Raw genomic sequence first — 26,596 nt, forward strand, 5'->3', positions numbered from 1 at the left:
CTTGCACCGTTTCTCTTCGGGGGCTCCGCCCCCATGCCCCCGACTGCGCCGTGGGTGGCTGGTCGCGCAGTTCCCCGCGCCCCTAGCGGGGCCCGCGTTCCGCCGCCATCCCCGCCGCGTCCAGCAGCGCCTTCCCCACGATCAGGTCGGCCCCGCCGAACTCGGGATCGCTGAGCGCGACGCCGTCGTCCACGGCGAACAGCAACTCCTGCTCACCCTGCCGATAGGCCGTCCCCACCGCCGGACTGGCCGCATGCACCGCCAACAGCGCGACGAGGTACGGCAGTTCGGGATCCCTCCGCCGCGCATCCGCCAGCAGCCCCGACAACCGCCGCGGCGCGTCCGCCGGGAGGTCCAGCAACTCCAGCGCGGAGGCCAGCTGTTCCTCACTGAAGCGGCTGTCATCCGGTGTCTCCACCAGATCCGGCTCCGGCATCTCCGCACCCAGGTGCTCCCGCTCCGCCGGCGGTGTGAGCAGCAGCTCGACCAGGTCGCCCAGCCGCACCGAGGCGGGCGTACGCAGGCCCGTGCCCCGGGCGAAGAAGGCATCCGTCACCCGGGTCGCCCGTTCCACCGGCAGCGTCAGCACCGGCGCGACCAGTTGCCCGTACAGGTCCAGTCCGGCCCCGGCGGCGGGTGTGGCGAAGGCCTGCCGGTCCTGTTCGGCGCGGAACAGCGGGCCGGCCTGGAGCAGCCTGGACTGCAGCTGGGTGTGGCGGCGGATGCAGTCCTTGACGATGTCCACCAGCTCGGCGGCGCGGCGCTTGTGCTCGGCCGTCCTTGAATCAACCCCGGCCTCGGCCTCGTCCCGCACCTTGCGGATGTTGGTGAGGATGGCGTTCTCGTGCCGGTAGCGCTCGGCGACATGCTCCAGCGCCTCGGCGATCATGTCGGGCACGGTGCGCAGCCAGTCCACCGCGCGGACGTTGCGCCGGGTGGCGTCCAGGGTCTTGCGGAGTGTCTCGGCGTACTGGACGGTGCGGTAGCGGGCCTGCTCGGCGGCGAGCTGGGCGTCGGCCAGCCGGCCCCGGCTGATCAGCACCTCCAGCTTGACCTCGGCGGCGATCTGGGCGCTGGTGACGTCCGTGTCCAGCGCGCCCACCAGGACGTTGACCGCCTCGTCGGTGGTGCGCAGGAACACCGTGCCGCCGGGGCCCGGGACCTCCTCGATCAGCTTGAAGTCGTAGTCGCGGCGGACATAGGCGCCGTCCGGGCCGAAGGTGCCGTAGACGGCGCGGAAGCCCCGGTCGACGCTGCCGACGTTGATGAGGTTCTCCAGCACCCAGCGGGCGACCCGCTCATGCTCCGCCGCCGGGCGCTCCGGTGCCTGGGCGGCGACCCGGGGCAGCAGTCTGGTGACTATCTGCTCATGGTCGGCGCCGGTGTCGAAGTCCATGTTCAGGGTGACCAGGTCGATGGCGGCCAGGGCCACCTCGGCCATCGCGTACACCCCGTACTCGCCGGCCAGGTTGGCCTTGCGGGTGTCCAGGTCGTGCAGCGGCGCGGTGCAGGCGAGCGCGCGCAGCCGGCGCGCCAGGCCCTCGTCGGCCGCGGGGCCCGGGGCTGGACGCGCATCCCCATTGAGCTGGGGCGAAGCGGCCGTCGGGGCGGGAGAAGTCACGTCGCACAGAGTAGGCGGTCACCCGGACAACGGACGAAACGGCACGGGCGTAGGGCGCTCCGGCCGGCCGGCTCAGACCGCAAAAAGGTACATGATTCCTATATTTGCCCCAAGCAGGATGAAAGCCGTTGGCAGTTGGGCCCTGATCGGGCCATAGCGGTCGGTGAGCTCCAGCAACGCCGCCGGAACCAGGTTGTAGTTGGCGGCCATCGGGGTCACCAGGGTGCCGCAGAAGCCGGCGAGCATCCCCACCGCCAGTACGGCCGGGGCGTCCCCGTGCGCCTGTTGCACCAGCACCGGCCAGCCGACCGCCGCCGTCATCACCGGGAAGGCGGCGAAGCCATTGCCCATCACCACGGTGAGCAGGAACATGCCGGCGCAGTACACCACCACCGCCGCGAACACCGAGCCCGGGGGCAGCACGGCGGTGGTGATCCGGCGCACCTGCTCCCCGACGCCCGCCCTGGCGAAGATCGCGCCCAGGGTGGCCAGCAGCTGGGGCAGCAGCAGCGCCCAGCCCATCGACTCCAGCATCGAACGCCCCGCGTGCAGCGCGACCGCCGGCCGCCGCTCACGCAGCAGCACCATGGCCAGGGCGAGCCCCAGCAGGGCGCCCAGACCCAGGCCCAGGATGGTCTCGCTGCCCTTCTCCAGCAGCGGGCGGCCGTCCAGGCGTACCTTCTTCAGTCCCACCGCGCAGACCAGGGCCACCGCCGGGACGGCCAGCGCGGGCAGGAACAGCCGCCCGCCCAACCGCCGGGCGCTGTCCGCCCGTTGGGCGGGTGTGGTGGTACGGACCGTGCCGCGCCCGGTCCGTCCGAACCCGGCCAGGCAGATCATCAGCAGCACCGCCGCCCCCAGCGGTTCGGCCGGCGCCCGTTTCCCGGTGACAAAGGTGCTGTAGCAGAAGCCCAGGCCCAGCAGCCCCCAGAAGGCCGCGCTGCCCAGGCGGCGGGGGTTGGAGCGGTCGGTGAGCATCTGCCCGGCCATCGCCAGGAACAGCGCACCCACCAGCCAGAAGAACCACTCGGACCGGATCACCGCGAACCCTCCAGCCGCCCGTCCAGCCGCAGCAGCCGCCAGCCGTGCACCAGCAGGGCGCACACGGCGGTCGGGATCGCCCACAGCGCCAGGCTCAGCGGTTCCAGCCGGGTGTGGTAGGTGGTGTTGGCGAAGCCGGTGATCAGCAGGATCGAGCCGACCGCCAGAAAGATGTCCTCGCCGAAGAAGAAGCCCACATTGTCGGCGCTGGCGGCGAAGGACCGTATGCGCTCGCGCACTCGGTCCGGCAGCGGCCCATGGGCCCGTTCGGCCGCGCCCTCGGCCATCGGCGCGGCCAGCGGCCGTACCGTCTGCGCGTGCCCCAGCACCCCACCCAGGCCGAGGGCGGCGGTGAGCTGGCGCAGCAGCAGATACAGGGCGAGGAAGCGGCCGGCGGTGAGCCCGGCGAAGCGGCTGATCAGCCGGCGGGCCTGTTCCTGCAGCCCGTACCGCTCCAGCAGACCGATGACCGGCAGGGTGACCGCGAAGACGGTCACCGCCCGGCTGCCGGCGAAGCCGGTGCCGAAGGCGGCCAGCACCTCACGGGGCGAAAGGCCGCCCAGCAGCCCGGTGGTGATGCCGGCCGCGCCGACCACCAGCAGGGGGTGACGGCGGGTGGCGAATCCCGCCACTACCACCAGGACACCCAGCAGTACGAGCATGTATCCCCCTTCGCGCTCCAGGAGTTGACTGGCGAGGAGGCTAAGCTATTGTTCAACAATCCTCAATAGACGGCACTCTGACGGAAGTTGACCGCCATGGCCCGATCCACCGCCCAGCGGATCGCCGACGGGCTGCGCGACCGCATCGAGCGCGGCGTGCTGCCGCCCGGCACCCGGCTGTCCGAGGAGGCCCTCGGCCGCGAGCTGGAGGTCTCCCGCAACACCCTGCGCGAGGCATTCCGCCTGCTGCTCCATGACAATCTGGTCGAACACCGGCTCAACCGCGGGGTGTTCGTCAGAGTGCTGGATCCGGACGATGTCACCGATATCTACCGGATGCGGGCCGCCCTGGAGTCGGCGGGGGTACGTGCCGCACCACAGGCGGCGCCCAAGCTGCGGGAGGCGGTCAGCGCCGCGGTGGCCGAGGCGGAGTGGGCCGCCGACGAAGGCGACTGGTCCGAGGTCGCCTCGGCTGACCTGCGCTTCCACCGCGCGCTGGCCGCGCTGGCCGACAGTGCGCGCATCGACACCGCGATGGACCGGCTGCTGGCCGAACTGCGCCTGGCCTTCCACCCGATGCCCTCGCCGCGCCGCTTCCACCAGCCCTTCCTGGTCCGCAACCGGGCCCTGGAACGGCTGCTGGCCCGGGGCGAGTCCGCCCGGGCCGAGGCCGAACTGGCCCGCTACCTGGACGACGCCTGCCGGCTGATCACCGGCACCATGCGGGAGGTTCACCGATGACGGACACACCCGTACTCGATCTCAACGCCGATCTGGGCGAGGGCTTCGGACGCTGGACGCTCACCGATGACGAGGCCCTGCTGGAGTGCGTCACCAGCGCCAATGTCGCCTGCGGCTTCCATGGCGGCGACCCCTCGACCATGCGGCGGGTCTGCGAGCTGGCCGCCGAGCGCTCCATCGCCATCGGCGCCCAGGTCTCCTACCGCGACCTGGCCGGCTTCGGCCGCCGGTCCATGGAGGTACCGCCGGGCGAGCTGGCCGATGAAGTCACCTACCAGATAGGCGCTTTGCAGGCGTTCGCCCGGGCGGCCGGGGCCCGGGTGTCCTATGTCAAGCCGCATGGCGCGCTCTACAACCGCTGTGTGCACGACGAGGAGCAGGCCGCCGCGGTGGCCGAGGGGGTGCGCCGGGCGGGCGGCGCGCTGCCGGTGCTGGGGCTGCCCGGCTCCCGCCTCCACCAGGCGGCCCGGCGGGCCGGACTGCCGGTGGTGGCCGAGTCCTTCGCCGACCGCGCCTACACCGCCGCCGGGACCCTGGTGCCCCGGCGGGAGCCGGGCGCCGTGCTCACCGACCCCGATGCCGTGGTGCGGCGCTGCCTCCAGCTGGCCCATGACCACAGCATCACCGCCATCGGCGGCGAACGCGTCGGCATGCGCACCCGCTCACTGTGCCTGCACGGGGACACCCCCGGGGCGGCCGCGCTGGCCCGGCGGGTACGGGCCGAACTGGAGGCGTCCGGAGTGCGGTTGGCGGCCTTCGTATGAGCGGGATGCGAGCCCTTCCGGTGGGCGAGCGGGCGCTGCTGGTCGAGTGCGGCAGCGGTGAGCGTGCCGAGGCGCTGCACGCCGAGCTGCTGCGCCGGGCCGCCCGTGATGAACTGCCGCCGGTCGCGGAGATCGTGCCGGCCGACCGCACCGTGCTGCTGGACGGGCTGGACGATCCGGCCTCCTTCGCCGCCGAACTGGCCGGCTGGGAGATACCGCCGCCGGACGGCGGGCGGCGGCGGACCGTGGAGATCCCGGTCCGCTATGACGGCCCCGACCTCGCCGAGGTCGCCCGGCTGTGGGACGTCACCCCGCGCGAGGCCGTCCGTATCCACACCGGCACCGAATTCCGGGTCGCCTTCTGCGGATTCGCCCCGGGCTTCGGCTATCTGCGCGGACTGCCGGACCGCTGCCAGGTGCCGCGCCGGGACACCCCGCGCACCCGGGTCCCGGCCGGATCGGTCGCCCTGGCCGGGCCGTACACCGGGGTCTACCCACGGCCCACCCCCGGCGGCTGGCAGCTGATCGGCAGCACGGACGCGGTGCTGTGGGACCCCGGCCGCAGCCCGGCCGCCCTGTTCACCCCCGGCACCCTGGTCCGTTTCAGGGAGGCCGGGTGCTGACCGTGCTGCGCGCCGGGGCGCTGACCACCGTGCAGGACCTGGGCCGTACCGGGTACGCCCATCTCGGCGTCCCGCGCGCCGGAGCGCTCGACCAGCGGGCCCACCGGCTGGCCAACCGCCTGGTGGGCAACCCGCCCTGTGCCGCGACCCTGGAGACCACGCTGTCCGGCTGCGCGGTGCGCACCGGGCGTGCGGTGGTGGCCGCGGTGACCGGTGCGCCCTGTCCGGTGACGGTCGACGGCCGGCCCGCCGCCTGGGGCGCCCCGGTGCGCCTGCCGGCCGGGGCGGTGCTGGAACTGGGCGCCGCCGTGCACGGGGTGCGCAGCTATCTGGCGTTCCGCGGGGGCATAGCGGTGCCGCCGGTGCTGGGCAGCCGGTCAACGGATGTGCTCTCCGGGACCGGACCGGCGCCGCTGGCCGAGGGCGCCGAACTGCCGCTGGGTACGCCCTCCTCGGCGCCGCCGCCCGCCCCGGACGCCGTTCCGCACCCGGGCCCCGTACGGGAGCTGGTGCTGCCGCTGGTGCCGGGGCCTCGGGATGACTGGTTCACGGCCGGGGCGCTGCGGGTGCTGGCGGCGGGCGGCTTCCGGGTCTCGGCGGCGGGCAACCGGATCGGGCTGCGCACCGAGGGGCCCGCGCTGGAGCGCGCCCGGGAGGGCGAACTGCCCAGTGAGGGCGTGGTGTTGGGGTCGGTGCAGGTGCCGGCGGATGGGCGGCCGGTGCTGTTCCTCGCCGATCACCCGACGACGGGGGGCTATCCGGTCATCGGCGTGGTGCCCGCGCGGTACCTGGACCCGGTGGCCCAGGCGCGGCCGGGGACGCCGGTGCGATTTGTGTTGCGGGGGTAGTTTTTCGTTGTCCGGTGCGGGTCCGCTGTGGCTGGTCGCGCCCGCGCGGCGGAGCCGCATGATGCAACCGCCCCGCGCCCCTGACGGGGCGCCCCGTAACCCCCACCGCCCGGTGTCCGCATCACCAGCGCGTCCCCCGCACCCATCTCCACCACCGCCACGCCCCCCAGCGACTCCACCGAACCATCCGCCCGCTCCACGCAGTTGACTCCGAGCGCACCGGGCCCGCCCCCCGCCATCCCATAGGGCGCCACCCGGCGGTGCCCCGTGAGCAAGGCAACGGTCACCGGCTCCAGGAACCGCAGTCGCCGTACCACCCCGCACCCCCCGTGCCAGCGCCCCGCGCCCCCGCTGCCGGGGCGGACGGCGAACTCCTCCACCCGGACCGGGTAGCGCCACTCCAGTACCTCCGGGTCGGTCAGCCGGGAGTTGGTCATATGCGTCTGCACCGCGTCCGTGCCATGGAAGCCCTCCCCCGCGCCGGAGCCGCTGGCCACCGTCTCGTAGTACTGCACCCGGTCGTTGCCGAAGGCGAGGTTGTTCATGGTCCCGGATCCCTCGGCCTGCACGCCCAGGGCCGCGTAGAGCGCGCCCACCACGGCCTGCGAGGTCTCCACATTGCCCGCCACCGTGGCCGCCGGGTGGACCGGTGCCAGCATGCAGCCGTCGGGGATGCGGATGTCCAGGCACTTCAGCGAGCCGCTGTTGAGCGGGATGTCCTCGGTGACCAGGGTGCGGAAGACATACAGCACCGCCGCGGTGACCACCGCCCGCGGCGCGTTGGCGTTGCCCGGCTGCTGCGGTGAGGTACCGGCGAAGTCGATCACCACGCCGCGTGCCGCGCGGTCCACCCGGACCTCGGCCCGGATGACCGCGCCGCTGTCCGTCTCATAGCGGTACGCCCCGTCCCGCAGCCCGGTGACGATGCGCCGCACCGATTCCTCGGCGTTGTCCTGCACGTGCCGCATATAGGCCCGTACCACGTCCAGGCCAAAGGTCTCGATCATGCCGCGCAGTTCGAGGGCGCCCTTCTCATTGGCGGCGATCTGGGCCCGCAGATCGGCCAGGTTGGCCTCGGGGGCGCGGGAGGGGTACGGGCCGCCGGTCAGCAGCCGGCGGGTCTCCGGTTCGCGCAGCCTTCCGTCGCGCACCAGCAGCCAGTTGTCGAAGAGCACGCCCTCCTCCCGCACGGTGCGGCTGAGGGCGGCCATGGAGCCGGGGGTGATGCCGCCGATCTCGGCGTGATGGCCACGGGCGGCCACCAGGAACAGCAGCTCCGCGCCCCGTTCATCGAACACGGGGGTGATCACGGTGATGTCGGGCAGGTGGGTGCCGCCGTGGTAGGGGTCGTTGACGGCGTAGACATCGCCCGGCCGCATGGTGTCCCGGTTGCGGCGCAGCACCTCCTTGATGGCCTCGCCCATGGACCCCAGGTGCACCGGGATGTGCGGGGCGTTGGCGACCAGTTCGCCGCGTTCGTCGAAGAGGGCGCAGGAGAAGTCCAGCCGTTCCTTGATGTTGACCGAGTGGGCGGTGTTGGCCAGCCGCACCCCCATCTGTTCGGCGATGGCCATAAAGAGGCTGTTGAAGACCTCCAGCAGCACCGGGTCGGGCCGGGTGTCCAGGGCCGAGGGGGCGGGACGGGGCCGGACCCGGGCCAGCAGGAGATGCCCGCGCTCGGCCACGGTCAGCCGCCAGCCGGGATCCACCACGGTGGTCGCGTCGGCCTCGGCGACGATGGCGGGGCCGGTGACGGTGTCGCCCGGGTACAGCTCGTCCCGGCGGTGCAGCGGGATGTGCCGCCACCGGCCCTCGGTGAACATCCGCACGGTGTCGGCCGGTTGAGGGGTGCCCCGGTCCGGCGGGCGGGCCAGGGCTGCCGGCAATGATTCGCCGGCCGGTGCGCGGGCCTCCACCGAGACCGCCTCGGCGACCAGCGGCTTGTCCATGGTGAAGCCATAGCGGGCGCGGTGCAGGCGCTCGAACTCCCCGGCCATGGCGGCGACTTCGCCCAGCGGTACCGGGAGGGCGGTGTCGGTGCCCGCGTAGCGCAACTGTACCCGGGCGGTGGTGGTGACGGCCTCATCGGGCACCCCGTCGGCGCGGAGGTCCTGGCGGGTGCGCTCGGCCAGCCGGGCGCACTCGGCGCGCAGCCGGTCCGGCGCCGGCCCGTCCAGCCCGGTCTCCACGGCCTGTTCGCGCATCGCGGTGGCATCGGCGGTGCCGATGCCGTAGGCGGAGAGCACCCCGGCCAGCGGGGGGACGATCACGGTGGAGATGCCCAGGGCGTCGGCGACCGCGCAGGCGTGCTGACCGCCCGCGCCGCCAAAGCTGGTCAGGGCGTAGCGGGTGATGTCCCGGCCACGCTGCACGGAGATCTTCCGGACCGCGTTGGCCATATTGAGCACCGCGATGTCCAGGAATCCGGCCGCCACTTCCTCGGGCGAGCGGTGGTCCCCGGCGGCCTCGGCGGTCCGTTCGGCCAGCCGCGCGAACCGCTCCCGGACGGTGTCCGCGTCCAGCGGCCGGTCGCCGCCGGGGCCGAACACCGCGGGGAAGTGGGCGGGTTGCACCCGGCCGAGCATCACATTGGCGTCGGTCACGGTCAGCGGGCCGCCGCGCCGGTAGCAGGCCGGGCCGGGCGCCGCTCCGGCCGAGTCGGGGCCGACCCGGTAGCGCCGTCCGTCGAAGTGCAGCACCGAGCCGCCGCCGGCCGCCACCGTGTGGATGTCCATCATGGGCGAGCGCATCCGCACCCCGGCCACCTCGGTGCCGAAGACCCGCTCGAACTCCCCGGCGTAGTGCGAGACATCGGTGGAGGTGCCGCCCATGTCGAAGCCGATCAGGCGCCGGTGGCCGGTCTGGGCGGCGGAGCGGGCCATGCCGACCACCCCGCCGGCCGGGCCGGAGAGCACCGCGTCCTTCCCCCTGAAGTGCGCCGCTTCCCGCAGCCCGCCATTGGACTGCATAAACAGCAGCCGCACCCCGCGCAGTTCGCTCGCCACCTCCGCCACATAGCGGCGCAGGATCGGGGAGAGGTAGGCGTCCACCACCGTGGTGTCGCCCCGGGGGACCAGCCGCATCAGCGGGCTGACCTCGTGGGAGCAGCTGACCTGGGCGAAGCCGGCCCGGCGGGCCGTCTCGGCGAGGGCCAGTTCATGCGCGGGGTTGCGGTAGCCGTGCAGCAGGACGATGGCGGCGCTGCGCAGGCCGTCGCGGTGGGCGGCGGCCAGTGCCCGGTACGCGGCCGCCGGATCCGGCGGCCGCAGCACCTCGCCATGGGCGTCCAGGCGTTCATCGACCTCGATCACCCGGGAGTAGAGCGCCTCGGGCAGCACAATGTGCCGGTCGAAGAGCCGGGGGCGGTTCTGGTAGGCGATGCGCAGGGCGTCCCGGAAACCCTTGGTGGTGACCAGGACGGTGGGTTCGCCGGTGCGTTCCAGCAGGGCGTTGGTGGCGACGGTGGTGCCCATCTTGACCACGGCGATCCGGTCGGCGGGCAGCGGGCCGGACGGGTCCCGGCCGGTCTCCTCGGCGAGGGCGAGCCGGATGCCGGCCACGGCCGCGTCCCGGTACCGCCCGGGGTCGTGGGAGAGCAGCTTGCGGGTGACCAGGCGGCCGTCCGGGCGCCTGCCGACCACATCGGTGAAGGTGCCGCCACGGTCGACCCAGAACTCCCAGCGCCCGGTCATGTGGTCATTGTCAGGCCGCCTCCCCCCAGGCGGCACGCTGGTCCAGTACCTCGTGGTAGTGCTCCAACAGCAGGTCGCCGATGACGCTCCAGCCCCGGCCGAGCACCGACTGCCGCCCGGCCCGCCCGTACTCGGCCCGCTGCCGGCGGCCGGTCTTCAGCATCTGCACCGCGTCGGCGATGGCCCCGGCGTCCTCTGGCGGCACCAGCAGCCCGGTCCGGGCGTGGCGCACCAGGTCGAGCGGGCCGCCGGCCGCCGGGGCGATCACCGGCACCCCGCTGGCCTGTGCCTCCTGCACGGTCTGGCAGAAGGTCTCCATGGTGCCGGGGTGTACGAAGACATCCAGCGAGGCGAAGATCCGGGCGAGTTCGTCGCCGGTGCGGCAGCCCAGGAAGCGGGCGCCGGGCAGCACACCGCGCAGCGCCGCCGCGGTGGGGCCCTCGCCGACCACCACCAGGCGCACCCCGGGCAGCGCGCAGACCGTGGCCAGCAGGTCCACCCGCTTCTCCGGGGCGAGACGGCCCACATAGCCGACGATCAGTTCGCCGGCGGGGGCCAGCGCCCGGCGCAGCTCCATGTCGCGCCGGGCCGGCTGGAAGCGCTCCAGGTCCACGCCGCGCGGCCAGAGCCGTACCCGGGGCACGCCGTGCCGGGCCAGGTCGCGGACCGCGGCAGTGGACGGTGCCAGGGTGCGGTCGGCGGCGCAGTGCACCGCCCGGATGCGCCGCCAGGCCAGCCCCTCGCCCATGCCCAGATAGACGCGGGCGTAGGAGGCGATATCGGTCTGGTAGACGGTGACGGCGGGCACCCGGAGCCGGGCGGCCGCGGTCATGGCCCGCGCCCCCAGGACAAAGGGGCTGGCCAGGTGGATCAGGTCCGGGCGGTGGCCGGCCAGCACCGCGGTCAGCCGGCGGCCGGGCAGGGCCACCCGGACCTGGGGGTAGCCGGGCAGCGGCAGCGAGGGCACCCGGACCACCGGGCAGGGCCCGCGCTCGTCCGGTCCGGCCGGCTCGCCGCGCTGGGCCGGGGTGACGACCAGTGGCTGGTGGCCGCGCCGCGCCAGGTGGCGGGCGGTCTGCCAGGCGCAGTGGGCGACGCCGTTGACATCGGGCGGGAACGATTCGGTGACGATGGCGACACGCATGGGGACGTTGTCCTGAGCGTGCGCGTGGCGGGGGCCACAGGGATCTTTCCGCCCGGGAAACGTCCCATGAGCATTGCCCGCCCGGTGCTGTGTACTGCCGGGCCGCTCAGTCCATGCCGCGGACGATATGCGGTTCCAGGTCGTCCTCGTCCTGCTGGACGGCGGGCTCCTCGCGGGCCGCCGCCCGGCGGGCCGGGGACGCCCCGGCCCGGGAGCCGTTGCCCGCTCCGGGTCCGCCCGTGGTGCGCTCCCCCGGGCGCTCTTGCTGCCTCTCGGGATCTTCCATCAGCTGCTTCCTCCCCCAGAGGTGCCGGTGATGCCGGTACGGGGCGCCGTGCCCCGAAGGAATCTTCCCCGGCCGCACACCCGGTACGCCCCACCCCCTTGGACGTCATCACATCGGACTATTCACCCGTTAATTGGGCGAATTGTTACCCAAACGGGTTAAAATATCGGTAAGTCCGACCTTACTCGGAAAGAAGGTGGCTGATGTGACCGCCCCCACGTCACCCCGGATCGAACACCACCCGGACATCATGGCGCTCCGCGCCCATTCCGAGGAGACGACGGCGACTCCCGCCGCCCAGGCCGTCGAGGCCCTCGCTGTTCTGAGCGGCGTCTATCTGGCCGCCTCTCCCTGGATAGCGGGCTTCAACGGCGCGACCACCCTGACCGTCACCAACCTGATCACCGGCGTCGCCTACGCCTGCCTGGTGGGCGGCTTCGGACCCGCCTATGAGCGGACCCACTCACTGAGCTGGGCCGCCGTGGCCATAGGCGTCTGGACGATCATCTCCCCCTGGGCCGTGGCCGGCCACACCTTCGGCACCGCCGCCCAGGTCAGCAATGTCATCGTGGGCGTCGTCGCCAGCCTGCTCGCCCTGGCCATGGCCGGCCTGGGCATGGGCCGGGCACAACGCTGACCGACCGGACCGGCCGGACCCTCACCGGGGAAGGGCGCCCTGCGCCTCCTCCCCGGAGTCAATGGGTCCGGCCGTAACCGTTCCGGCCGTAAGAGTTTCGGTGTCCGAGCCGGCACCCGCGGTCGCGGCCCAGCCCTCCCGCTCGTCCTCTCCATCACCGAACGCGCGCCTGGCCCGCTTGCGCAACTGCGAGTTCATGTCACGGCGGATGCGTCCGATGATCTCATCCATGTCAGACATGCGGGCGAGAGTAGAACCCGTTCAGCGCCGGCAAGGGGCGAGCCCGGCGGCATTCACTCGCGCGGATGAACAACTTCCGGTATCCGCCCGGGACTCAGGGCGGGCATCCGGCCAACTCTCCGCCGTCCACCGTGAGTTCAGCCCCCGGCCACCAGCAGCTCTTCCCCGGCGGCGAACCAGCGGTCCCCCCGCCGCTCCGCCAGCCCCTGCGAGAGCAGGCCCTGGACGTGCTTGAGGATGGTGCGCGGCTGGTAGCCCACGGCCGCACTCAGGTCCTCCACCGAGGCACCCCCGGCACCGCAGGAACGCAGCCCGTCCCAGGTGCGGGCGGTGTGCCGGCCCAGCTCCGGCGCCACCGGCCGCGGCGGCTGCGCCTGAGGCCGGGCGAAGTACGGGCGGGACGCGCCGGCCGGCCGCGGGGTGCGATTGACCCTGCGGTGCCGGCGGCCCTTCTGGCGCTTGCTCATAAACCACTCTCCTTCCCGTTGACCACTGTGAGTGCGCGGAGCATGACACATGGCGAAGGGAAGATCTATGAGGAACCGCTTCATGCCGGATATGTGACTCTAGGGGCGTGCACATATTGCTTGCGGAGGAAGTGACGGGTTTCGCCAGGCTCCGGGGAAACCTTGGAAAACTCCCGGTTCTCCCGGGCCGAGGCCGATCATCATGACGAGTGTGACCGTGGAAACCGTACGGGTGGCGGGCGGCGACGGGGGCGACAGCCGCCCGGCCGCCTCCGAGACCTCACGGCGGCGCCGCCGCCGTGAGGCGCTGCTGCTCGGCTTCGCCGTACTGATCAGCTGCTTCGGCTACCTCTACACGGGTCTGTCGGTGGAGGACCGGATCCCGGACGGACTGGCCGGGTTCGCCGCCAGCATGCTGTGTCTGGCGCTGGTGCCGCATCTGGTGGTGCGCCGCTGGGCGCCGCACGCCGACCCGCTGATCCTGCCGCTGTCGACCCTGCTGTCCGGCCTGGGGCTGGTGCTGCTCTACCGGCTGGACTTCGCCTACAGCACCCGCTACCACTCCGCGGGCACCGCCTCCGGCCAGCTGATGTGGACGGTCATAGGGGTGGCGGTCTGCGTGGGGGTGCTGGTGCTGCTGCGCGACCACCGGCGGCTGCAGCGCTATATCTACCTGACCATGGCGGTGGCGCTGGTGCTGCTGATGGCACCCGCCGCCTTCCCCGGCGACACCTATGGCGCCAAGCGGTGGATCTTCCTGGGGCCGCTGTCCTTCCAGCCCGGCGAGTTCGTCAAGACCATGATCGCGGTGTTCTTCGCCGGCTATCTGGTCACCCACCGGGACGCCCTGGCGCTCACCGGCCGCAAGGTGCTGGGCTTCCGGCTGCCGCCGGGCCGCCAGCTGGCGCCGATCCTGGCGGTGTGGGTGCTCAGCCTGCTGGTGCTGATCCTGGAACGGGACCTGGGCACCTCGCTGATCTTCTTCGGCCTGTTTGTGGTGATGCTCTACGCGGCCACCCAGCGCACCAGCTGGGTGGCGTGCGGGCTGCTGATGGCGGTGGTCGGCGCGGCCGCCGTCGGCTCGATGGAACCGCACGTCAAGGGCCGTATCGTCGCCTGGCTGCACCCCTTCGACATCTATCTCCCGGCGAGCCAGCGGCCCGCCGGACTGATCTCCGACCAGGCCGCGCAGGCCCTGTTCGGCTTCGGCAGCGGCGGTATCACCGGCACCGGCCTGGGCCAGGGCCACCCCGAGCTGATCGGCTTCGCCGGCCGCAGCGACTTCATCCTCACCACGGTGGGCGAGGAGCTGGGACTGGCCGGGATGATGGCGGTGCTGCTGCTCTACGGACTGCTGGTGCAGCGCGGGCTCAATGTGGCGCTGCGCTCCCGGGACCCCTTCGGCAAGCTGCTGGCGGTCGGCCTGGCCGCCGCGCTGGCGCTGCAGGTCTTTGTGGTGGCCGGCGGTGTGATGGGGCTCATCCCACTGACCGGAAAGGCACTGCCCTTCCTGGCCAAGGGCGGCTCCTCACTGGTGGCCAACTGGCTGATGATCGCGCTGCTGATCAGAATCAGCGACGCGGCCGGCCGGGACCGGGAGGGCACCCCACCGGGGTCCGAACAGCCGTCTGCCCCATAGCGCCTCCGGGTGGAAGCGGGCACCGTGGTGGACAACCGCTGTGGTGTCCCCCGCCGAAGGAGCCCCGCCGTGCCCCCGGCCCGCTTCCCCGGGCGCGCAGCCGGAGCGCTGCGCGCCCTGCTCCTCGCTCCGTTGCTCGTCCTGGTCTGCGCCGCACCGCCGTCCTGGGCGGCGCCGCCCGAGGACGCCCCACTGGCCCGGACCGGGACCGGCCTGGTCCGCGGCCGGGCCCAGGCCGGCTACCTCACCTATGAGGGCATCCCCTACGCCGCCCCGCCCGTCGGCCCGCTGCGCTGGCGCGACCCCCGGCCCGCCCGGCCCTGGACCGGCGTACGGGACGCCGGGGCACCCGGTCCCCGGTGCCCGCAGGTCTCGCCGGTCACCGGACGGCCGGACGGGGCCGAGGACTGCCTGACGCTCAATGTCACGGTGCCGGCCGGCCCGGCGCCCGGGCCCGGCCGGCCGGTGCTGGTGTGGCTGCACGGCGGCGGCTTCGTCTATGGCTCGGGCGCCGACTACCGGGGCGAGCGGCTGGCGGTACGCGGCGAGGTGATGGTGGTCACCGTCAACTACCGGCTGGGCGTCTTCGGGTTCTTCGGCCACCCGGCCCTGGACGGCTCCGACTTCGGGTTCGCCGACCAACAGGCGGCGCTGCGCTGGGTACGGGCCAACGCCCGCGCCTTCGGCGGTGATCCCGGGCAGGTGACCCTGTTCGGCGAGTCGGCCGGTGCCCTGAGCGTCTGCGGGCAACTGGTCTCGCCCACCGCCGCCGGGCTCTTCCAGCGGGCCGTGCTGCAGAGCGGATCGTGCCTGACCACCATGCCGCCGGGCGCCACCTACGGGGCGGCCGCCTGGAGCCCCTGGCGCTCCCTGGGCCGGACCCGGGCCGAGGGCGCGGCCGCCGCCCGCCGGCTGGGCTGCCCGGGCGGATGGCAGGCCCTGGCGTGCCTGCGCGCCCTGCCCGCCGGCCGGCTGGCCACCGCCGACCTGATGGCGGCCTTCTCCACCGTCTCCTATGGCACCGCGCCGGTGCCGCTGCGGCCCGACCGGGCGCTGCGGCAGGGCCGCTTCCAGCACGTGCCGGTGATCCAGGGGACCAACCACGACGAGATGCGCTACTTCGTCGCCCTCGACTTCGCCGCCCACCCCCTGCGCGACCGGCACGACTACCGGGCCCGGCTGAGGCAGTCCTTCGGCGGCGCGGCCGGCGCCATCGAGCGGCGCTATCCGGCCGCCCGCTATCCCACCCCGGCCCTGGCCTGGGCGGCGGTGCTCACCGATGTCTCGTTCAGCTGCTCCACCCTGCGCGCCGACCGGGCCCTGGCCCGCCAAGTCCCGGTCTACGGCTATGAGTTCGACGATCAGCGGGCCCCCAACGGCTTCGGCCTGCCGGCCGTGCCGGAGGTGCCCTACGGGGCGGCGCACGGCTTTGAGCTGCCGTATCTGTTCCCGGTGCCGGTGGCCTTCACCCCGCCGCAGCGGCACCTGGTCCGGCGGATGACCGGGGACTGGACCCGCTTCGCGCACGGCGCGGCCCCGGCCGGCTGGCCGCGCTGGACGGAGCGGGCACCCCGGGTGCGTTCCCTGGCTCCGGAGGGGGACCGGGCGGTGGACGCGGCGGCGGAGCACCAGTGCGCCTTCTGGGACCGCTACCGGGGCTGAGCCCGTGCTGCGCGGCGGCCGGCGGCATCGCACCATAAGGGCATGCTGCTGGCCGAACTCGCCCGGGCGTCCGCCGAGATCGCGGCGACCCCCGCCCGCTCGGCGAAGACCGAGCTGCTGGCCGGGCTGTTCCGGCGGGCCGGGCCCGAGGACGCGCCGGTGGTCATCGCCTACCTCGCCGGGCGGCTGCCGCAGCGCCGCACCGGCATCGGCTGGAGCACCCTGCGTCACCCGCCGCCGCCCGTCGCCCGGCCCTCGCTGACGGTGGCGGAGGTGGACACGGCGCTCACCGGCATCTCCGGGGTGGCCGGCCGGGGCGCCCAGGCCGAACGCAAACGGCGGGTGGACGAACTGCTGGGCCGGGCCACCGCGGCCGAACAGGACTTCCTGCTCCGGCTGATCGGCGGCGAGCTCCGCCAGGGCGCACTGGCCGCGCTGGCCGCCGAGGGGCTGGCCGCCGCGGCCGGGGCCGGGGCCGAGGAGGTGCGGCGGGCGGTGATGCTGGGCGGCTCGCTGGGCGCGGTCGGACGGGCCCTGCTGGCCGGCGGCCCGGCGGCGCTGGCGGACTTCCGGCTGGAGGTGGGCCGCCCGGTGCTGCCGATGCTGGCGCACAGCGCCCGGGACCTGGACGAGGCACTGGACCGGCTGGGGCCGTGCGCGGTGGAGGAGAAGCTGGACGGGATCCGGGTGCAGGTGCACCGCGACGGCCCCCGGGTGCGCGTCTTCACCCGCACCCTGGACGAGATCACCGAGCGGCTGCCCGAACTGGCCGAGGCGGCCGCTCACTTGCCGGTCTCCTCGGCGGTGCTGGACGGCGAGGTGATCGCCCTGGACGACCGGGGACGCCCGCGCCCCTTCCAGGACATCGCGGGACGGGTGGGCTCCCGGCTGAATGTGGCGGCGGCCGGCGCGGCACTGCCGCTGTCCCCGGTGTTCTTCGACGTACTGGCCGTGGACGGGCGGGAGTTGCTCACCCTGTCCACCGCCGGGCGCCATGCCGAGCTGGCCCGGCTGGTGCCCGGGCCGCTGCGGGTCCGGCGGCTGGTGGTCGGCGACCCGTCCGACCGGCAACTGCGGGCCGCGGCCCGGGAGTTCGCGGCCGAGGTGCTGCGACGGGGGCATGAGGGCGTGGTGGTCAAGGCGCTGGACGCCCCGTACAGCGCGGGCCGGCGCGGCGCGGCCTGGCTGAAGGTCAAGCCGGTGCACACCGTGGACCTGGTGGTGCTGGCCGCCGAGTGGGGACACGGCCGGCGGACCGGAAAGCTGTCCAACCTCCATCTGGGCGCCCGGCTGCCGGACGGCTCCCTGGCCATGCTGGGCAAGACCTTCAAGGGCCTGACCGACGCCATGCTGGTCTGGCAGACCGAACGGCTGCTGGCGCTGGCGGTCGAGGACGACGGCCAGGTGGTGCGGGTACGGCCGGAGTTGGTGGTGGAGATCGCCTTCGACGGGCTGCAGCGCTCCGCCCGCTACCCGGCCGGGGTGGCCCTGCGGTTCGCCCGGGTGCTGCGCTACCGGGAGGACAAGACCGCGGCCGACGCCGACACCGTGGCCTCGGTGCGGGCGGCGGCCGCCTGACCTCTCAGGTCCCGGAACAGCCCGTCAGCCCTCCCGGAACAGCTCCAGCAGGTCCTGGCGTCCGAACATGGCCGCCGTCTCCATGGCCGAGGGCGTGCCCGCCGAGGGGCTGGCGCCATGGCCCAGCAGCAGCCGCACCACCTCGTCCTCCGCCTTGAACACCGCCCCGGCCAGCGGGGTCTGCCCCCGGTCGTTGGCCCGGTCGGGGTCGGCGCCGCGCTCCAGCAGCGCGGTGACCGCGTCGGGGTGCCCGTGGTACGCGGCCAGCATCAGCAGCGAGTCGCCCCGGTCATTGGTGAGGTTGACCGGCACCCCCGCGTCCACATAGGCGGCGAGCGTGGCGGTGTCGCCATGCCGGGCCAGGTCGAACACCTTGGCCGCCAGCTGGAGCACCTCGGGGTCGTGGGCGGGCTCGGAAGTGGGCTCGGACATGGTCTGCGTCCTTAGCGTAGGAATGCGGAGGAATGCCTGAGGTTCGGCGGCAGGAACCGGTGCCTGCCCGCCCCACCCTACGTACGGGCCCGCTCCGGTGGACCCCGGGGGACCGCTCAGCAGCCTCCGCACTGCGGGCCGAACAGGTGATTTGAAGGATTAGTCACCCTTCCGCCGCCTCTCCCGTTTTCCAACTCCGGCACTTGCCGTGAAGCTGGAGGAACTCATGGTGATCGCCCTCACAACAGGAGAAACCCCCATGATCCTCTCCATCTCCGGCGTCGTACTGCTGGGTGTCATCGTGTTCCTGTTCTTCCGCAAGGACGGGCTGAAGGCCTCCCACGCCCTGGTCTGCGCCCTCTTCGGCTTCTATCTGGCCGGCACCGCCATCGCCCCCAGCATCAGGGCGGGCGGCGCCAGCCTGGCCGGGCTGCTGGGCGGCCTGCGCTTCTGACCGGGCCCGCCGCGACCGCCCGTACCCACCACCCCGACGACGGGAGGCCGACGTGGGCCATCGAGGACACCACCGTCCCCTGACCGACCGGCCGCGGCCGGCCCCGGCGCGCGAGCCGGCCGGCAGGATCGCCGAGGGGCTGCGGGACGTGCTGTATCCGCTGATCACCATCGGCCGGGGGCTGCGCTCGCTGGCCGTGGCCGGCCGGCGCGGCTGGGACCGTACCCCCCGGGACCGGCGTGGCTCGGCACTGCTGCTGGCGGCCTCCTGTGTGCTGATCGTGGCCCTGGTCCCCTACGGCCCGGCGCTGGCCGCGGCCGCGCTGCTGGCGGCGGGCGCCTGGTGCGGCCGTGACCGGGCGCGGCCGGCCGGGGACGAGGACGCGGACTCCGCCCGGCTGCAGGCGCTCCATGACTCCCTGGTGCCCTACTTCTCCTCCCCGCTGGACCCCGACCCGCTCTACGCCCATGGCGGCGACTGGCAGACCGTCTTCGAGGACCCGCTGTTCGACGAGGGCGGCCGGCTGGCCGCGCTGCGGCTGCGCTACCCGGCGTACTTCACCGACGGCGAGCCCGAGGCCCGCGCCAGGATCGAGCGGCTGCTCCAGGTGAAGGCGGGCCGGGGGCGGGAGTACCGGTTCGACTGGGACGAGGAGGCGGGCCGGCTGTCGCTGTACGCACTGCCGCCGCTGCCCACCGACATCTGGGCGCAGCGCTTTGTCACCGCCCCCGGGGAGACGGTGCTGGGTCTCACCGACCCGGACGAGGTCCAGCGCACCCTGCCGGTGTCCGACGGCGAGTACACCATCGATGTCCCGCCGGTGATCTGGCGCACCGGACAGCGCTCCACCGAGCCGCACCTGCTGGCCCTGGGCCGGCCCGGCTCCGGCGTCACCACCCTGCTGCGCTCCATCGCGCTGCAGGCGCTGCACCAGGGTGACGCGGTGGTGGTGGACGGCAGCGGCACCGGGCAGTACGCCTGCCTGGCCGGGAGGGAGGGGGTGCTGGCGGTGGAGGCTTCGCCGGCCGGGGCGCTGAGCACCCTGGAGTGGGCCAGCCATGAGACCCAGCGCCGGCTGATGGCCGCCAACGAGGCCCGCCGGCAGGGGCGTTCGCTGCCCGAGGATGTGCGCCGTCCGCTGTGGATCGTGGTGGACCGGCCGGCCGCGCTCAGCGAACTGGCGGCGGGCGAGGGCCGGCCCGACCCCCAGGAGCTGCTGCAGGTTCCGCTGCGGCACGGCCGGGCGGCCAATGTCACCCTGGCGCTGGGCGAGGAGGCGGACGGCGAGGGGCTGCTGACCGAGACGGTGCGCACCCACACCCGTGCCCGGGTGGCGCTGGGCGCGCTGGACCACGCCCAGGTCCTGCGGGCCCTGGGCGCCCCGCCGCACACCACCCCGGCGGCCGAGGTGCCGCCCGGCCGGGGCTATGCCCGGCTGGGCACCGGGCCGGTGCTGCGGGTGCAGGTGCCGGCCACTCCCGACCCCTACGAGGAGGGCATCGGCGAGGCCCAGCGCCAGGCGGTGCTGGCCCTGCTGCCGCCCTGGCCGGACCCGGAGCGGCCCGCTCCGGGCGCCTCAGGCGACGTAGGTCTGGGGAGCCTCGACGGCGACGGGAGCACCGGAGGCCACCAGCCGGGCGGCCTCGGCCAGCCGGGCGGCGGCCTGGTCGGCGACTGGGCCGCGTACGGTGAACGGCAGCCGGACGTAGCCTTCGAAGGCACCGTCGACCCCGAATCGCGGACCGGACGGCACGCGTACCCCCAGCCGTTCACCGACCTGGGCGATCCGGGAGCCGGAGAGCCCTCCGGTGCGTACCCACAGGGTGAGCCCGCCGCTCGGCACGGTGAACTCCCAGTCGGGGAGGTGCCGTTGGAGAGCGGCGACCACGGCGTCGCGGCTCTCCCGGGCCTCGGCGCGCCGTATGTCCAGGGCGGCGTCCCAGCCTTCGGTGCCCAACAGCCAGCTGACGGCGAGCTGTTCGACCACCGGGGTGCCGAGGTCGGCGTAGGCCCGGGCGGCCACCAGGCTGCGGATCACCTCGGGAGCGGCGCGTACCCAGCCGATGCGCAGCCCGGCCCAGAAGGACTTGCTGGCCGAGCCGACGGTGATCACGGTGCTGCCGGCCGGGTCGAAGGCGCAGACCGGGCGCGGCAGTTCGAGGTCTGGTTCGAGCAGCAGGTCGGACATGGTCTCGTCGGCGACCAGCACGGTGCCGGCGGCCCGGGTGGCCTCGACCAGGGCCCGGCGCTGATCCTCGGGGGCGAGGGCGCCGGTGGGGTTGTGGAAGTCGGCGATGACGTAGGCCAGTCGCGGAGCGGCGTCCCGCAGGACCTGGCGCCAGGCGGGCAGGTCCCAGCCGGCCAGCCGGTCCGCCATGGCGACCGGGACCAGCCGCGCCCCGGCCTCGCGCATGAGCTGAAGGACATTGGCGTACGAGGGTGACTCCACCGCCACCCGCTCGCCGCGCCCGGCCATCAGCCGGCAGATGGCGGCGACCGCGCCCATCGCACCAGTGGTGATCATGATCTGCTCGGGCATGGTGGGGATGCCGCGCGCGGTGTAGCGGTCGGCCAGCGCCTGTCGCAGCGCGGGCAGGCCGGCCGGGTAGTCGCCATGGGTGTGGGCGTAGGGCGGCAGCTCCTCCAGGGCGCCCTGGAAGGCGCGGGTGAGCCAGGGCTCGGGGGCGGTCAGCGCGGCACAGCCGAGGTCGATCACCGAGCCGCTGGCCTCCGGCGGCAGCGGGTCCAGCGCCCGGGTGGGCAGCGGGTTGCCGGCCGGCACCGCGGTCCAACTGCCCGCGCCCCGTCGGGACTCCAGAAAGCCCTCGGTGCGCAGCGCCTCATAGGCGGCGGCCACGGTGGTGCGGCTGACGGTCAGCGCGGCCGCCAGCTCGCGCTCGGCGGGCAGCCGGGCGGCCACCGGAACCCGTCCTTCCAGCACCAGCAGCCGGATGCGGTCGGCCAGCGAGCGGTAGGCGGGCACCCGGCGGCCGTTGAGGGCCGTCACCGGGGACCGGGTGCCGCGCCCGTACTGCGCGTCCAGCAGCCGCGCCAGCTGCTGCGCCCCCACAGAAGCGGTCCACTGACTCATCTTTTCAGTCCACCCCTTTGGAATTGGCCATGGATCATGCGCTGTCCCACTCCACAGACTGCCACGCAACAGGCCACTCACACCATTCCGGGGAGGATCCTTGTCCGCGTCAGGGAGGCTTACAACAGGAGGGCCACGACTGCTCGGCCGCCTGGTCCAGCTCTATGCGGGCCTGGGCCTGTACGGGGTGAGCGCCGCCCTGCAGCTGCGGGCGGGTCTTGGACTGGACCCCTGGGACGTGCTGCACCAGGGCATCGCCCGGCACACCGGGCTGTCGATCGGCACCGTCTGCATCGTGGTTGGCGCGCTGGTGCTGCTGCTGTGGATCCCGCTGCGCCAGCGGCCCGGACTGGGCACCCTTTCCAATGTGGTGGTGATCGGCCTGGCGATGGACGCCACCCTGTCCCTGACGCCGGCGCCCGGCTCACTGTGGGTGCGGGTGCCCTTGCTGGTCTTGGCCGTGGTGCTGTGCGGGGCGGCCACCGGGCTCTACATCACGGCCGCCTTCGGCCCCGGCCCGCGGGACGGGCTGATGACCGGGCTGCACCGCAGGACCGGACGCTCGGTGCGGCTGGTGCGCACCTGCATCGAGCTGACCGTGCTGGTCTCCGGCTCCGCCCTGGGCGGCTCGGTGGGCGCGGGGACCGTCTTCTACGCGGTGGCCATCGGCCCGCTGTCCCAGTTCTTCCTGCGGCTTTTCGAGCCGCGCCGGAGCGGCGGTCCGGCCGCGGCGGACGCGCCGGAGCAGCCGGCACCGGTGCCGGTGGCCGACCCGGTTCAGCACTGAATTGCGCGAGCGGGTAGTGTACGCCCTTGACCCACTGGATGAACCGTTACTGCGCGCTAAAGCCATGCAAACGCAGGGTGACATCTGTTGTCAGATGTGACAAACCGGGCGCCGGTGGGTACAACAAGGGGCGGCACGACGGGCGACGCATGTCCCTCAACGGGAATCTTCACCGCCGACCGGACGTTGACCGGATGACGACGACAGCGACACCTGTCCTGTGGGCGACAAGCCCGGGAGGCACGAATTCATGAGTGAGCGAGCTCTTCGCGGCACGCGACTTGTGGTGACCAGCTACGAGACCGACCGCGGCATCGACCTGGCCCCGCGCCAGGCGGTGGAGTACGCATGCCCGAACGGCCATCGATTTGAGATGCCGTTCTCGGTGGAGGCGGAGATTCCGCCGGAGTGGGAGTGCAAGGCCTGTGGTGCCGTGGCACTCCTGGTGGACGGCGATGGTCCCGAGGAGAAGAAGGGCAAGCCCGCGCGTACGCACTGGGACATGCTCATGGAGCGGCGCACCCGCGAGGAGCTGGAGGAGGTGCTGGCCGAGCGGCTGGCGGTCCTGCGCTCCGGTGCCATGAACATCGCCGTGCATCCGCGGGACACCCGCAAGTCGGCCTGACGGCCACCGCGGCAACCAGTCAAGGGCCCGGGCCACTGCTTCACGGCAGTGGCCCGGGCCCTTGTGTATGTCCCATCGCCGTTGGTCAGCGCGGCAGTTGCGGGTCCTGGCGGGGGCCGGCGGGCGGCTGGTCGTCCCGGATGACCTCGCCCTGGATCACATCGCCCCGGCCCTGGCCCATCCGGGCCTGCTGGAATGCCTCGCCGAGCGGGCCGGACCGGTTCAGCCAGCGCTCCCCGGCCCGGTGCACCAGGGCGTGGGTCGGCGGGAACAGGCACAGCAGCCCGACGGCATCGGAGAGCAGGCCCGGCACCATCAGCAGCAGCCCGCCCAGCATGGTCACCGCGTTGCCGCCGCCCTCGGGTGCGGCGGCGCCGCCCTGCAACGAGGAGGTCAGCCGCTGCCAGGCCCGCCGGCCGGCCCGCTTGATCACCGCCGCGCCCAGCAGCAGCCCGCCGACCAGCAGCAGGAACACCGTCAGGCCCCCGGCCGCGTCGGCCACCAGGATCAGCAGCCAGAGTTCCAGCAGCACCCAGGCGGCCACGGCGAGCGGAAGGATCCTGCGCTTCCGGCCGGGGCCGGACGGCGGACTGGGCACGGTCTGCTGCTGCGTTCCGAAGGTCATGCCTCAAGTGTGCCTGGCCTGCGGCGGAACGAGCGGGCGGGCCCAGGCGCTCCGCCGGCGATGAGGTCATGCGACTGCGGGCCGTCGTGGCCGGTCGCGCCCACGCGGCGGAGCCGCATCAGGTAACCCGCCCCGCGCCCCTACAGCCCCAGCGCCTTGCCCACCTTCGCGGCCCGGGTGCCCACGCCCCAGGTGGTGACCCGCCACAGCGCCTCGGCCACGATGTCGCGGCTCATCTTGCTGTCGCCCAGCGCCCGCTCGACAAAGGTGATGGGGACCTCCACCACATGGAAGCCGGCCTTCAGCGCCCGCCAGGCGAGGTCGACCTGGAAGCAGTAGCCCTGGGAGGCCACCTCGTCCATGCCCAGGCCCTCCAGCGTCTCCCGGCGGAAGGCCCGGAAACCGCCGGTGATGTCGCGCAGCGGCAGGTCCAGCATCAGCCGGGAGTAGGTGGAGCCGCCGCGGGAGAGCAACTCGCGGTACTTGGGCCAGTTCACCACCCGGCCGCCGGCCACCCAGCGGGAGCCCAGCACCAGGTCGGCGCTCTTCAGCGCGGTGAGCAGCCGGGGCAGTTCCTCGGGCTGGTGGGAGCCGTCGGCGTCCATCTCCACCAGCACGCCGTAGCCGTTGTCCAGGCCCCAGCGGAAGCCGGCCAGATAGGCCGCGCCCAGGCCCTCCTTGCCCTTGCGGTGCAGCACCTTGATCTGCTCGTCGCCCTCCGCCAGCTCATCGGCGAGCTTGCCGGTGCCGTCGGGGCTGTTGTCGTCGGCGATCAGGACGTGCGCCTCGGGCACGGCCGCGCGCACCCGGGCGACGATGGGCCCGATGTTCTCCGCCTCGTTATAGGTCGGAATGATCACCAAGGTCGTGCCGAGCGGACCGAATCTCCGCTGCCCACCGTCGTTCACTTAAGCCCCTTCTTCTCCGTACGTCCCCGGCGGCCGACCCAGACCGCGGCCGCGCAGGACAGAAGCCCCACCATAGCGAGCGCCCATTCGGGAGCTTCACCGAGCCGGTCGGCCACCGTGGTGCCGTCCCGCAGTGGAATGCTGGTGCTGATCACCTGCCGGGTGAACAGCGGTGCCTGCTCACGGACTTGGCCGTCCGGGCCGACCACCGCGCTGATGCCGCTGGTGGCCGCGGTGACCACGGCCCGGCCGTGTTCCACCGCCCGCAGCCGGGACATGGCCAGCTGCTGCTCCGGCTGACCGCTGCGGCCGAAGGTGGCGTTGTTGGTCTGGACAACCAGGGCACGGGCACCGGCGTTGACCGTATCCCGCACTATCCCGTCGTAGGCGACCTCAAAGCAGATGACATCGCCCAGTTCGGCCGGTCCCACCTTCATCACACCGTTGTGGTCGCCGGGGTAGAAGTTGCGCGGCACCCGCTTAAGCCGGGAGATGACCTTGCTCAACTCCTCGCGGAACGGCACATATTCACCAAACGGCACCGGGTGCTGCTTGGTGTAGGAGGCACCGGGACCGCTCCTGGGGTCCCAGACGATGCCCTCGTTGAAGACATAGCCCGGCTTGCTGGGGTGGTCGATCAGCGCGCCGACCAGCACCGGCACCCCGATCGCCCGGACCGCCTCGTTGATGCGGTCATACGCCTCGGGGAACTTGAACGGGTCCAGGTCGGAGGCGTTCTCCGGCCAGATGACCAGGTCCGGCCTGGGGGCGCGGCCCGCCTTGACGTCCTTGGCCAGCGCCAGGGTGGCGTTGACATGGTTGTTGAGGATCATCATCGGCCGGCCGAGGAAATCCATACCGGGTTTTTGCACATTGCCCTGCACCACGGCGATGTTCACCGAGTCATCGCCCTTGACCGGAACGGGCACCGCGTACCCGGCGAGGACCAGGACCGCGGCCAGGCCCAGCGCCCCGGCCGGCGGCAGCAGCGGGCGTACGCCCCGGCGTAGCCCCGCCCGCACCGCGCCCAGCACCGCACAGGCCAGCAGCGCCCCGGACAGCGCCACCGCGAAGCTGACCAGCGCGGCGCCGCCCAGCGCGGCGAGCGGGGTGAACGGCGAGCCGGTGTTGGCGAACGCCAGCCGGCCCCAGGGGAAGCCCCCCAGCGGCCAGCGGTCCCGGACCAGTTCCTGGGCCACCCACAGCCCGGCCGTCCACAGCGGCCACCAGCGCAGCCGCGAGGTGACCGCCAGCCCGGCGCCCATCGCGGCCACATACAGCGCCTCCACCACCGACAGGCCGAAGACCGCGTCATAGCCGACCACATTGAGCCAGCGCAGCAGCGCGCAGAAGAAGGGCAGCGCGAAGGCGAAGCCGGTCCAGGCGCCCTGGCGGGCGGTGCGGCCCCGGGTGAGCAGCGACAGCAGGGCCACCGAGACCAGTGACAGCGGCCACAGGTCATAGGGCGGGAAAGCGAAGACAAGCACCACTCCGCCGGCCACGGCGGCCGTGGTGCGCCGCGCCTCCCGGCGGGCGAGCGCGGCGAAGCGCGCGGCCCGCCCGGGGCGGGACGCGGCAGGCCCGGGCGCGACGGCGGCCGGTGGCGCGGCGGCCTGGCAGCCGGCCGGTTCGCCGGACACGTCGGCGGCGCTGGGGGTACCAGGGGGCACGGTCGGGACCTTTCCTGCAGGTCGTGTGGTGAGCCGACGGTACCCCGGCAGAGGCGGACCGCGCTGCCGGGGTGGCCGGCAAACGCCTGGTCAAGGGAGTGGGGGCGGGGACTGCGGGTGGGGCGCGGTGTCCTTCGGGCCGACCCGGGAACCGCTGGCTGCGGTCACCCTGATGCCGTTGTCTACTGAACTTCCGGGCCCCACCCGGGTCACACCTGCCGACCCGGTGGAATCCTCCCCCGCCCCCGTGCGCTGGACCTGGCTCCCAGTGGCGGGGTACCGCCCCATGGCCCAGCGGCGTGCGACGACTGCGTGGAGATTTACCGGTCGGACGTCCTGTGGTGGACTCGGCAGAACCT

24 protein-coding genes and 1 pseudogene are annotated in these 26,596 nt (G+C 73.4%); 12 read left to right on the forward strand and 13 right to left on the reverse strand.

The window, feature by feature from the left end; all coding sequences use genetic code 11:
• Window positions 1-82: 82 nt before the first annotated feature.
• From ACIHFE_RS33365 to ACIHFE_RS33375, 3 genes are all read right to left on the reverse strand, one after another.
• Window positions 83-1,621 carry a hypothetical protein gene (locus ACIHFE_RS33365; RefSeq protein WP_400112655.1) on the reverse strand — a complete coding sequence of 513 codons (1,539 nt, stop codon included), beginning with the start codon at window positions 1,619-1,621 and terminating at the stop codon, window positions 83-85.
• 72 nt (window positions 1,622-1,693) lie between these two features.
• A complete protein-coding gene (locus ACIHFE_RS33370; RefSeq protein WP_400112657.1) occupies window positions 1,694-2,662 on the reverse strand; it encodes a 5-oxoproline transporter, DUF979 family subunit in 969 nt (322 codons plus the stop codon).
• Window positions 2,659-3,324 (reverse strand): DUF969 domain-containing protein, encoded by a 666-nt coding sequence (locus tag ACIHFE_RS33375; RefSeq protein WP_400112658.1) that lies wholly within the window; start codon window positions 3,322-3,324, stop codon window positions 2,659-2,661. The genes ACIHFE_RS33370 and ACIHFE_RS33375 overlap by 4 nt, the downstream gene beginning before the upstream one ends.
• 96 nt (window positions 3,325-3,420) lie before the next feature.
• On the opposite strand from ACIHFE_RS33375, the gene ACIHFE_RS33380 reads away from it, so the two are divergent.
• From ACIHFE_RS33380 to ACIHFE_RS33395, 4 genes are read left to right on the forward strand one after another with little or no spacing between them, the layout of a single operon-like run.
• Window positions 3,421-4,065 (forward strand): GntR family transcriptional regulator, encoded by a 645-nt coding sequence (locus ACIHFE_RS33380; protein WP_400112659.1) that lies wholly within the window; start codon window positions 3,421-3,423, stop codon window positions 4,063-4,065.
• Window positions 4,062-4,829 (forward strand): LamB/YcsF family protein, encoded by a 768-nt coding sequence (locus ACIHFE_RS33385; RefSeq protein ID WP_400112660.1) that lies wholly within the window; start codon window positions 4,062-4,064, stop codon window positions 4,827-4,829. The genes ACIHFE_RS33380 and ACIHFE_RS33385 overlap by 4 nt, the downstream gene beginning before the upstream one ends.
• A 5-nt stretch (window positions 4,830-4,834) precedes the next feature.
• Window positions 4,835-5,452 carry an allophanate hydrolase subunit 1 gene (locus ACIHFE_RS33390; RefSeq protein ID WP_400112662.1) on the forward strand — a complete coding sequence of 206 codons (618 nt, stop codon included), beginning with the start codon at window positions 4,835-4,837 and terminating at the stop codon, window positions 5,450-5,452.
• Window positions 5,446-6,300 (forward strand): biotin-dependent carboxyltransferase family protein, encoded by an 855-nt coding sequence (locus ACIHFE_RS33395; protein WP_400112663.1) that lies wholly within the window; start codon window positions 5,446-5,448, stop codon window positions 6,298-6,300. The genes ACIHFE_RS33390 and ACIHFE_RS33395 overlap by 7 nt, the downstream gene beginning before the upstream one ends.
• Here ACIHFE_RS33395 and ACIHFE_RS33400 read toward each other — a convergent pair.
• From ACIHFE_RS33400 to ACIHFE_RS33410, 3 genes are all read right to left on the reverse strand, one after another.
• A complete protein-coding gene (locus ACIHFE_RS33400; RefSeq protein ID WP_400112665.1) occupies window positions 6,207-9,992 on the reverse strand; it encodes a hydantoinase B/oxoprolinase family protein in 3,786 nt (1,261 codons plus the stop codon). The two genes, ACIHFE_RS33395 and ACIHFE_RS33400, sit on opposite strands and share 94 nt — an antisense overlap.
• Before the next feature lie 10 nt (window positions 9,993-10,002).
• Complete coding sequence (locus ACIHFE_RS33405; protein ID WP_400112667.1) at window positions 10,003-11,136, reverse strand: glycosyltransferase family 4 protein; 1,134 nt, start codon at window positions 11,134-11,136, stop codon at window positions 10,003-10,005.
• A 106-nt stretch (window positions 11,137-11,242) separates the two neighbouring features.
• A complete protein-coding gene (locus ACIHFE_RS33410) occupies window positions 11,243-11,422 on the reverse strand; it encodes a hypothetical protein (RefSeq protein ID WP_400112669.1) in 180 nt (59 codons plus the stop codon).
• 205 nt (window positions 11,423-11,627) lie between these two features.
• On the opposite strand from ACIHFE_RS33410, the gene ACIHFE_RS33415 reads away from it, so the two are divergent.
• A complete protein-coding gene (locus ACIHFE_RS33415; protein ID WP_400112671.1) occupies window positions 11,628-12,059 on the forward strand; it encodes an SPW repeat protein in 432 nt (143 codons plus the stop codon).
• A 21-nt stretch (window positions 12,060-12,080) separates the two neighbouring features.
• Here ACIHFE_RS33415 and ACIHFE_RS33420 read toward each other — a convergent pair whose 3' ends face one another.
• Both ACIHFE_RS33420 and ACIHFE_RS33425 read right to left on the reverse strand, forming a co-directional pair.
• On the reverse strand, window positions 12,081-12,299 hold the full coding sequence (locus tag ACIHFE_RS33420) for a hypothetical protein (protein ID WP_400112673.1): 219 nt from the start codon (window positions 12,297-12,299) through the stop codon (window positions 12,081-12,083).
• Window positions 12,300-12,436: 137 nt separating this feature from the next.
• Window positions 12,437-12,766 (reverse strand): hypothetical protein, encoded by a 330-nt coding sequence (locus ACIHFE_RS33425; protein ID WP_400112674.1) that lies wholly within the window; start codon window positions 12,764-12,766, stop codon window positions 12,437-12,439.
• A gap of 232 nt (window positions 12,767-12,998) precedes the next feature.
• On the opposite strand from ACIHFE_RS33425, the gene ACIHFE_RS33430 reads away from it, so the two are divergent.
• The 3 genes from ACIHFE_RS33430 (at window position 12,999) to ACIHFE_RS33440 (ending at window position 17,645) form a co-directional block, all read left to right on the forward strand.
• Window positions 12,999-14,405 (forward strand): FtsW/RodA/SpoVE family cell cycle protein, encoded by a 1,407-nt coding sequence (locus ACIHFE_RS33430; RefSeq protein ID WP_400112713.1) that lies wholly within the window; start codon window positions 12,999-13,001, stop codon window positions 14,403-14,405.
• Between the two features lie 69 nt (window positions 14,406-14,474).
• Window positions 14,475-16,067, forward strand: a complete 1,593-nt coding sequence (locus ACIHFE_RS33435) for a carboxylesterase/lipase family protein (RefSeq protein ID WP_400112675.1) — start codon at window positions 14,475-14,477, stop codon at window positions 16,065-16,067.
• A 42-nt stretch (window positions 16,068-16,109) separates the two neighbouring features.
• On the forward strand, window positions 16,110-17,645 hold the full coding sequence (locus tag ACIHFE_RS33440) for an ATP-dependent DNA ligase (RefSeq protein WP_400112677.1): 1,536 nt from the start codon (window positions 16,110-16,112) through the stop codon (window positions 17,643-17,645).
• A gap of 24 nt (window positions 17,646-17,669) precedes the next feature.
• Here the strand turns inward: ACIHFE_RS33440 and ACIHFE_RS33445 are convergent, their stop codons facing one another.
• A complete protein-coding gene (locus ACIHFE_RS33445) occupies window positions 17,670-18,077 on the reverse strand; it encodes an ankyrin repeat domain-containing protein (RefSeq protein ID WP_400112679.1) in 408 nt (135 codons plus the stop codon).
• 259 nt (window positions 18,078-18,336) lie between these two features.
• Here ACIHFE_RS33445 and ACIHFE_RS33450 point away from each other — a divergent pair, with 259 nt between their 5' ends.
• Both ACIHFE_RS33450 and ACIHFE_RS33455 read left to right on the forward strand, forming a co-directional pair.
• Window positions 18,337-18,531, forward strand: a complete 195-nt coding sequence (locus tag ACIHFE_RS33450; RefSeq protein WP_400112714.1) for a hypothetical protein — start codon at window positions 18,337-18,339, stop codon at window positions 18,529-18,531.
• Between the two features lie 52 nt (window positions 18,532-18,583).
• Window positions 18,584-20,101 (forward strand): annotated as a pseudogene (locus ACIHFE_RS33455) (hypothetical protein); the annotation flags it as partial.
• A 6-nt stretch (window positions 20,102-20,107) separates the two neighbouring features.
• Here the strand turns inward: ACIHFE_RS33455 and ACIHFE_RS33460 are convergent.
• The gene (locus tag ACIHFE_RS33460) at window positions 20,108-21,622 is read right to left on the reverse strand and encodes a PLP-dependent aminotransferase family protein (RefSeq protein ID WP_400112681.1); all 1,515 of its coding nucleotides are present in this window, start codon (window positions 21,620-21,622) and stop codon (window positions 20,108-20,110) included.
• A 100-nt stretch (window positions 21,623-21,722) separates the two neighbouring features.
• On the opposite strand from ACIHFE_RS33460, the gene ACIHFE_RS33465 reads away from it, so the two are divergent.
• Together ACIHFE_RS33465 and ACIHFE_RS33470 are read left to right on the forward strand one after the other, a co-directional pair.
• Complete coding sequence (locus ACIHFE_RS33465) at window positions 21,723-22,409, forward strand: YitT family protein (protein WP_400112683.1); 687 nt, start codon at window positions 21,723-21,725, stop codon at window positions 22,407-22,409.
• A 250-nt stretch (window positions 22,410-22,659) separates the two neighbouring features.
• Window positions 22,660-23,034 carry an RNA polymerase-binding protein RbpA gene (locus ACIHFE_RS33470; RefSeq protein ID WP_004948858.1) on the forward strand — a complete coding sequence of 125 codons (375 nt, stop codon included), beginning with the start codon at window positions 22,660-22,662 and terminating at the stop codon, window positions 23,032-23,034.
• A gap of 85 nt (window positions 23,035-23,119) precedes the next feature.
• Here ACIHFE_RS33470 and fxsA read toward each other — a convergent pair whose 3' ends face one another.
• The 3 genes from fxsA to lnt all read right to left on the reverse strand — a co-directional run bounded on the left by fxsA (window position 23,120) and on the right by lnt (window position 26,237).
• Window positions 23,120-23,659 carry an FxsA family membrane protein gene (gene fxsA, locus ACIHFE_RS33475; RefSeq protein WP_400112685.1) on the reverse strand — a complete coding sequence of 180 codons (540 nt, stop codon included), beginning with the start codon at window positions 23,657-23,659 and terminating at the stop codon, window positions 23,120-23,122.
• 140 nt (window positions 23,660-23,799) lie between these two features.
• Window positions 23,800-24,567: a polyprenol monophosphomannose synthase gene (locus tag ACIHFE_RS33480; protein WP_400112686.1), complete on the reverse strand. Its 768-nt coding sequence runs from the start codon at window positions 24,565-24,567 to the stop codon at window positions 23,800-23,802.
• A complete protein-coding gene (gene lnt / locus ACIHFE_RS33485; RefSeq protein WP_400112688.1) occupies window positions 24,564-26,237 on the reverse strand; it encodes an apolipoprotein N-acyltransferase in 1,674 nt (557 codons plus the stop codon). The genes ACIHFE_RS33480 and lnt overlap by 4 nt, the downstream gene beginning before the upstream one ends.
• Between the last annotated feature and the right edge of the window lie 359 nt (window positions 26,238-26,596).

This window comes from Streptomyces sp. NPDC052396, from assembly GCF_044593195.1.
GTDB lineage: Bacteria > Actinomycetota > Actinomycetes > Streptomycetales > Streptomycetaceae > Streptomyces.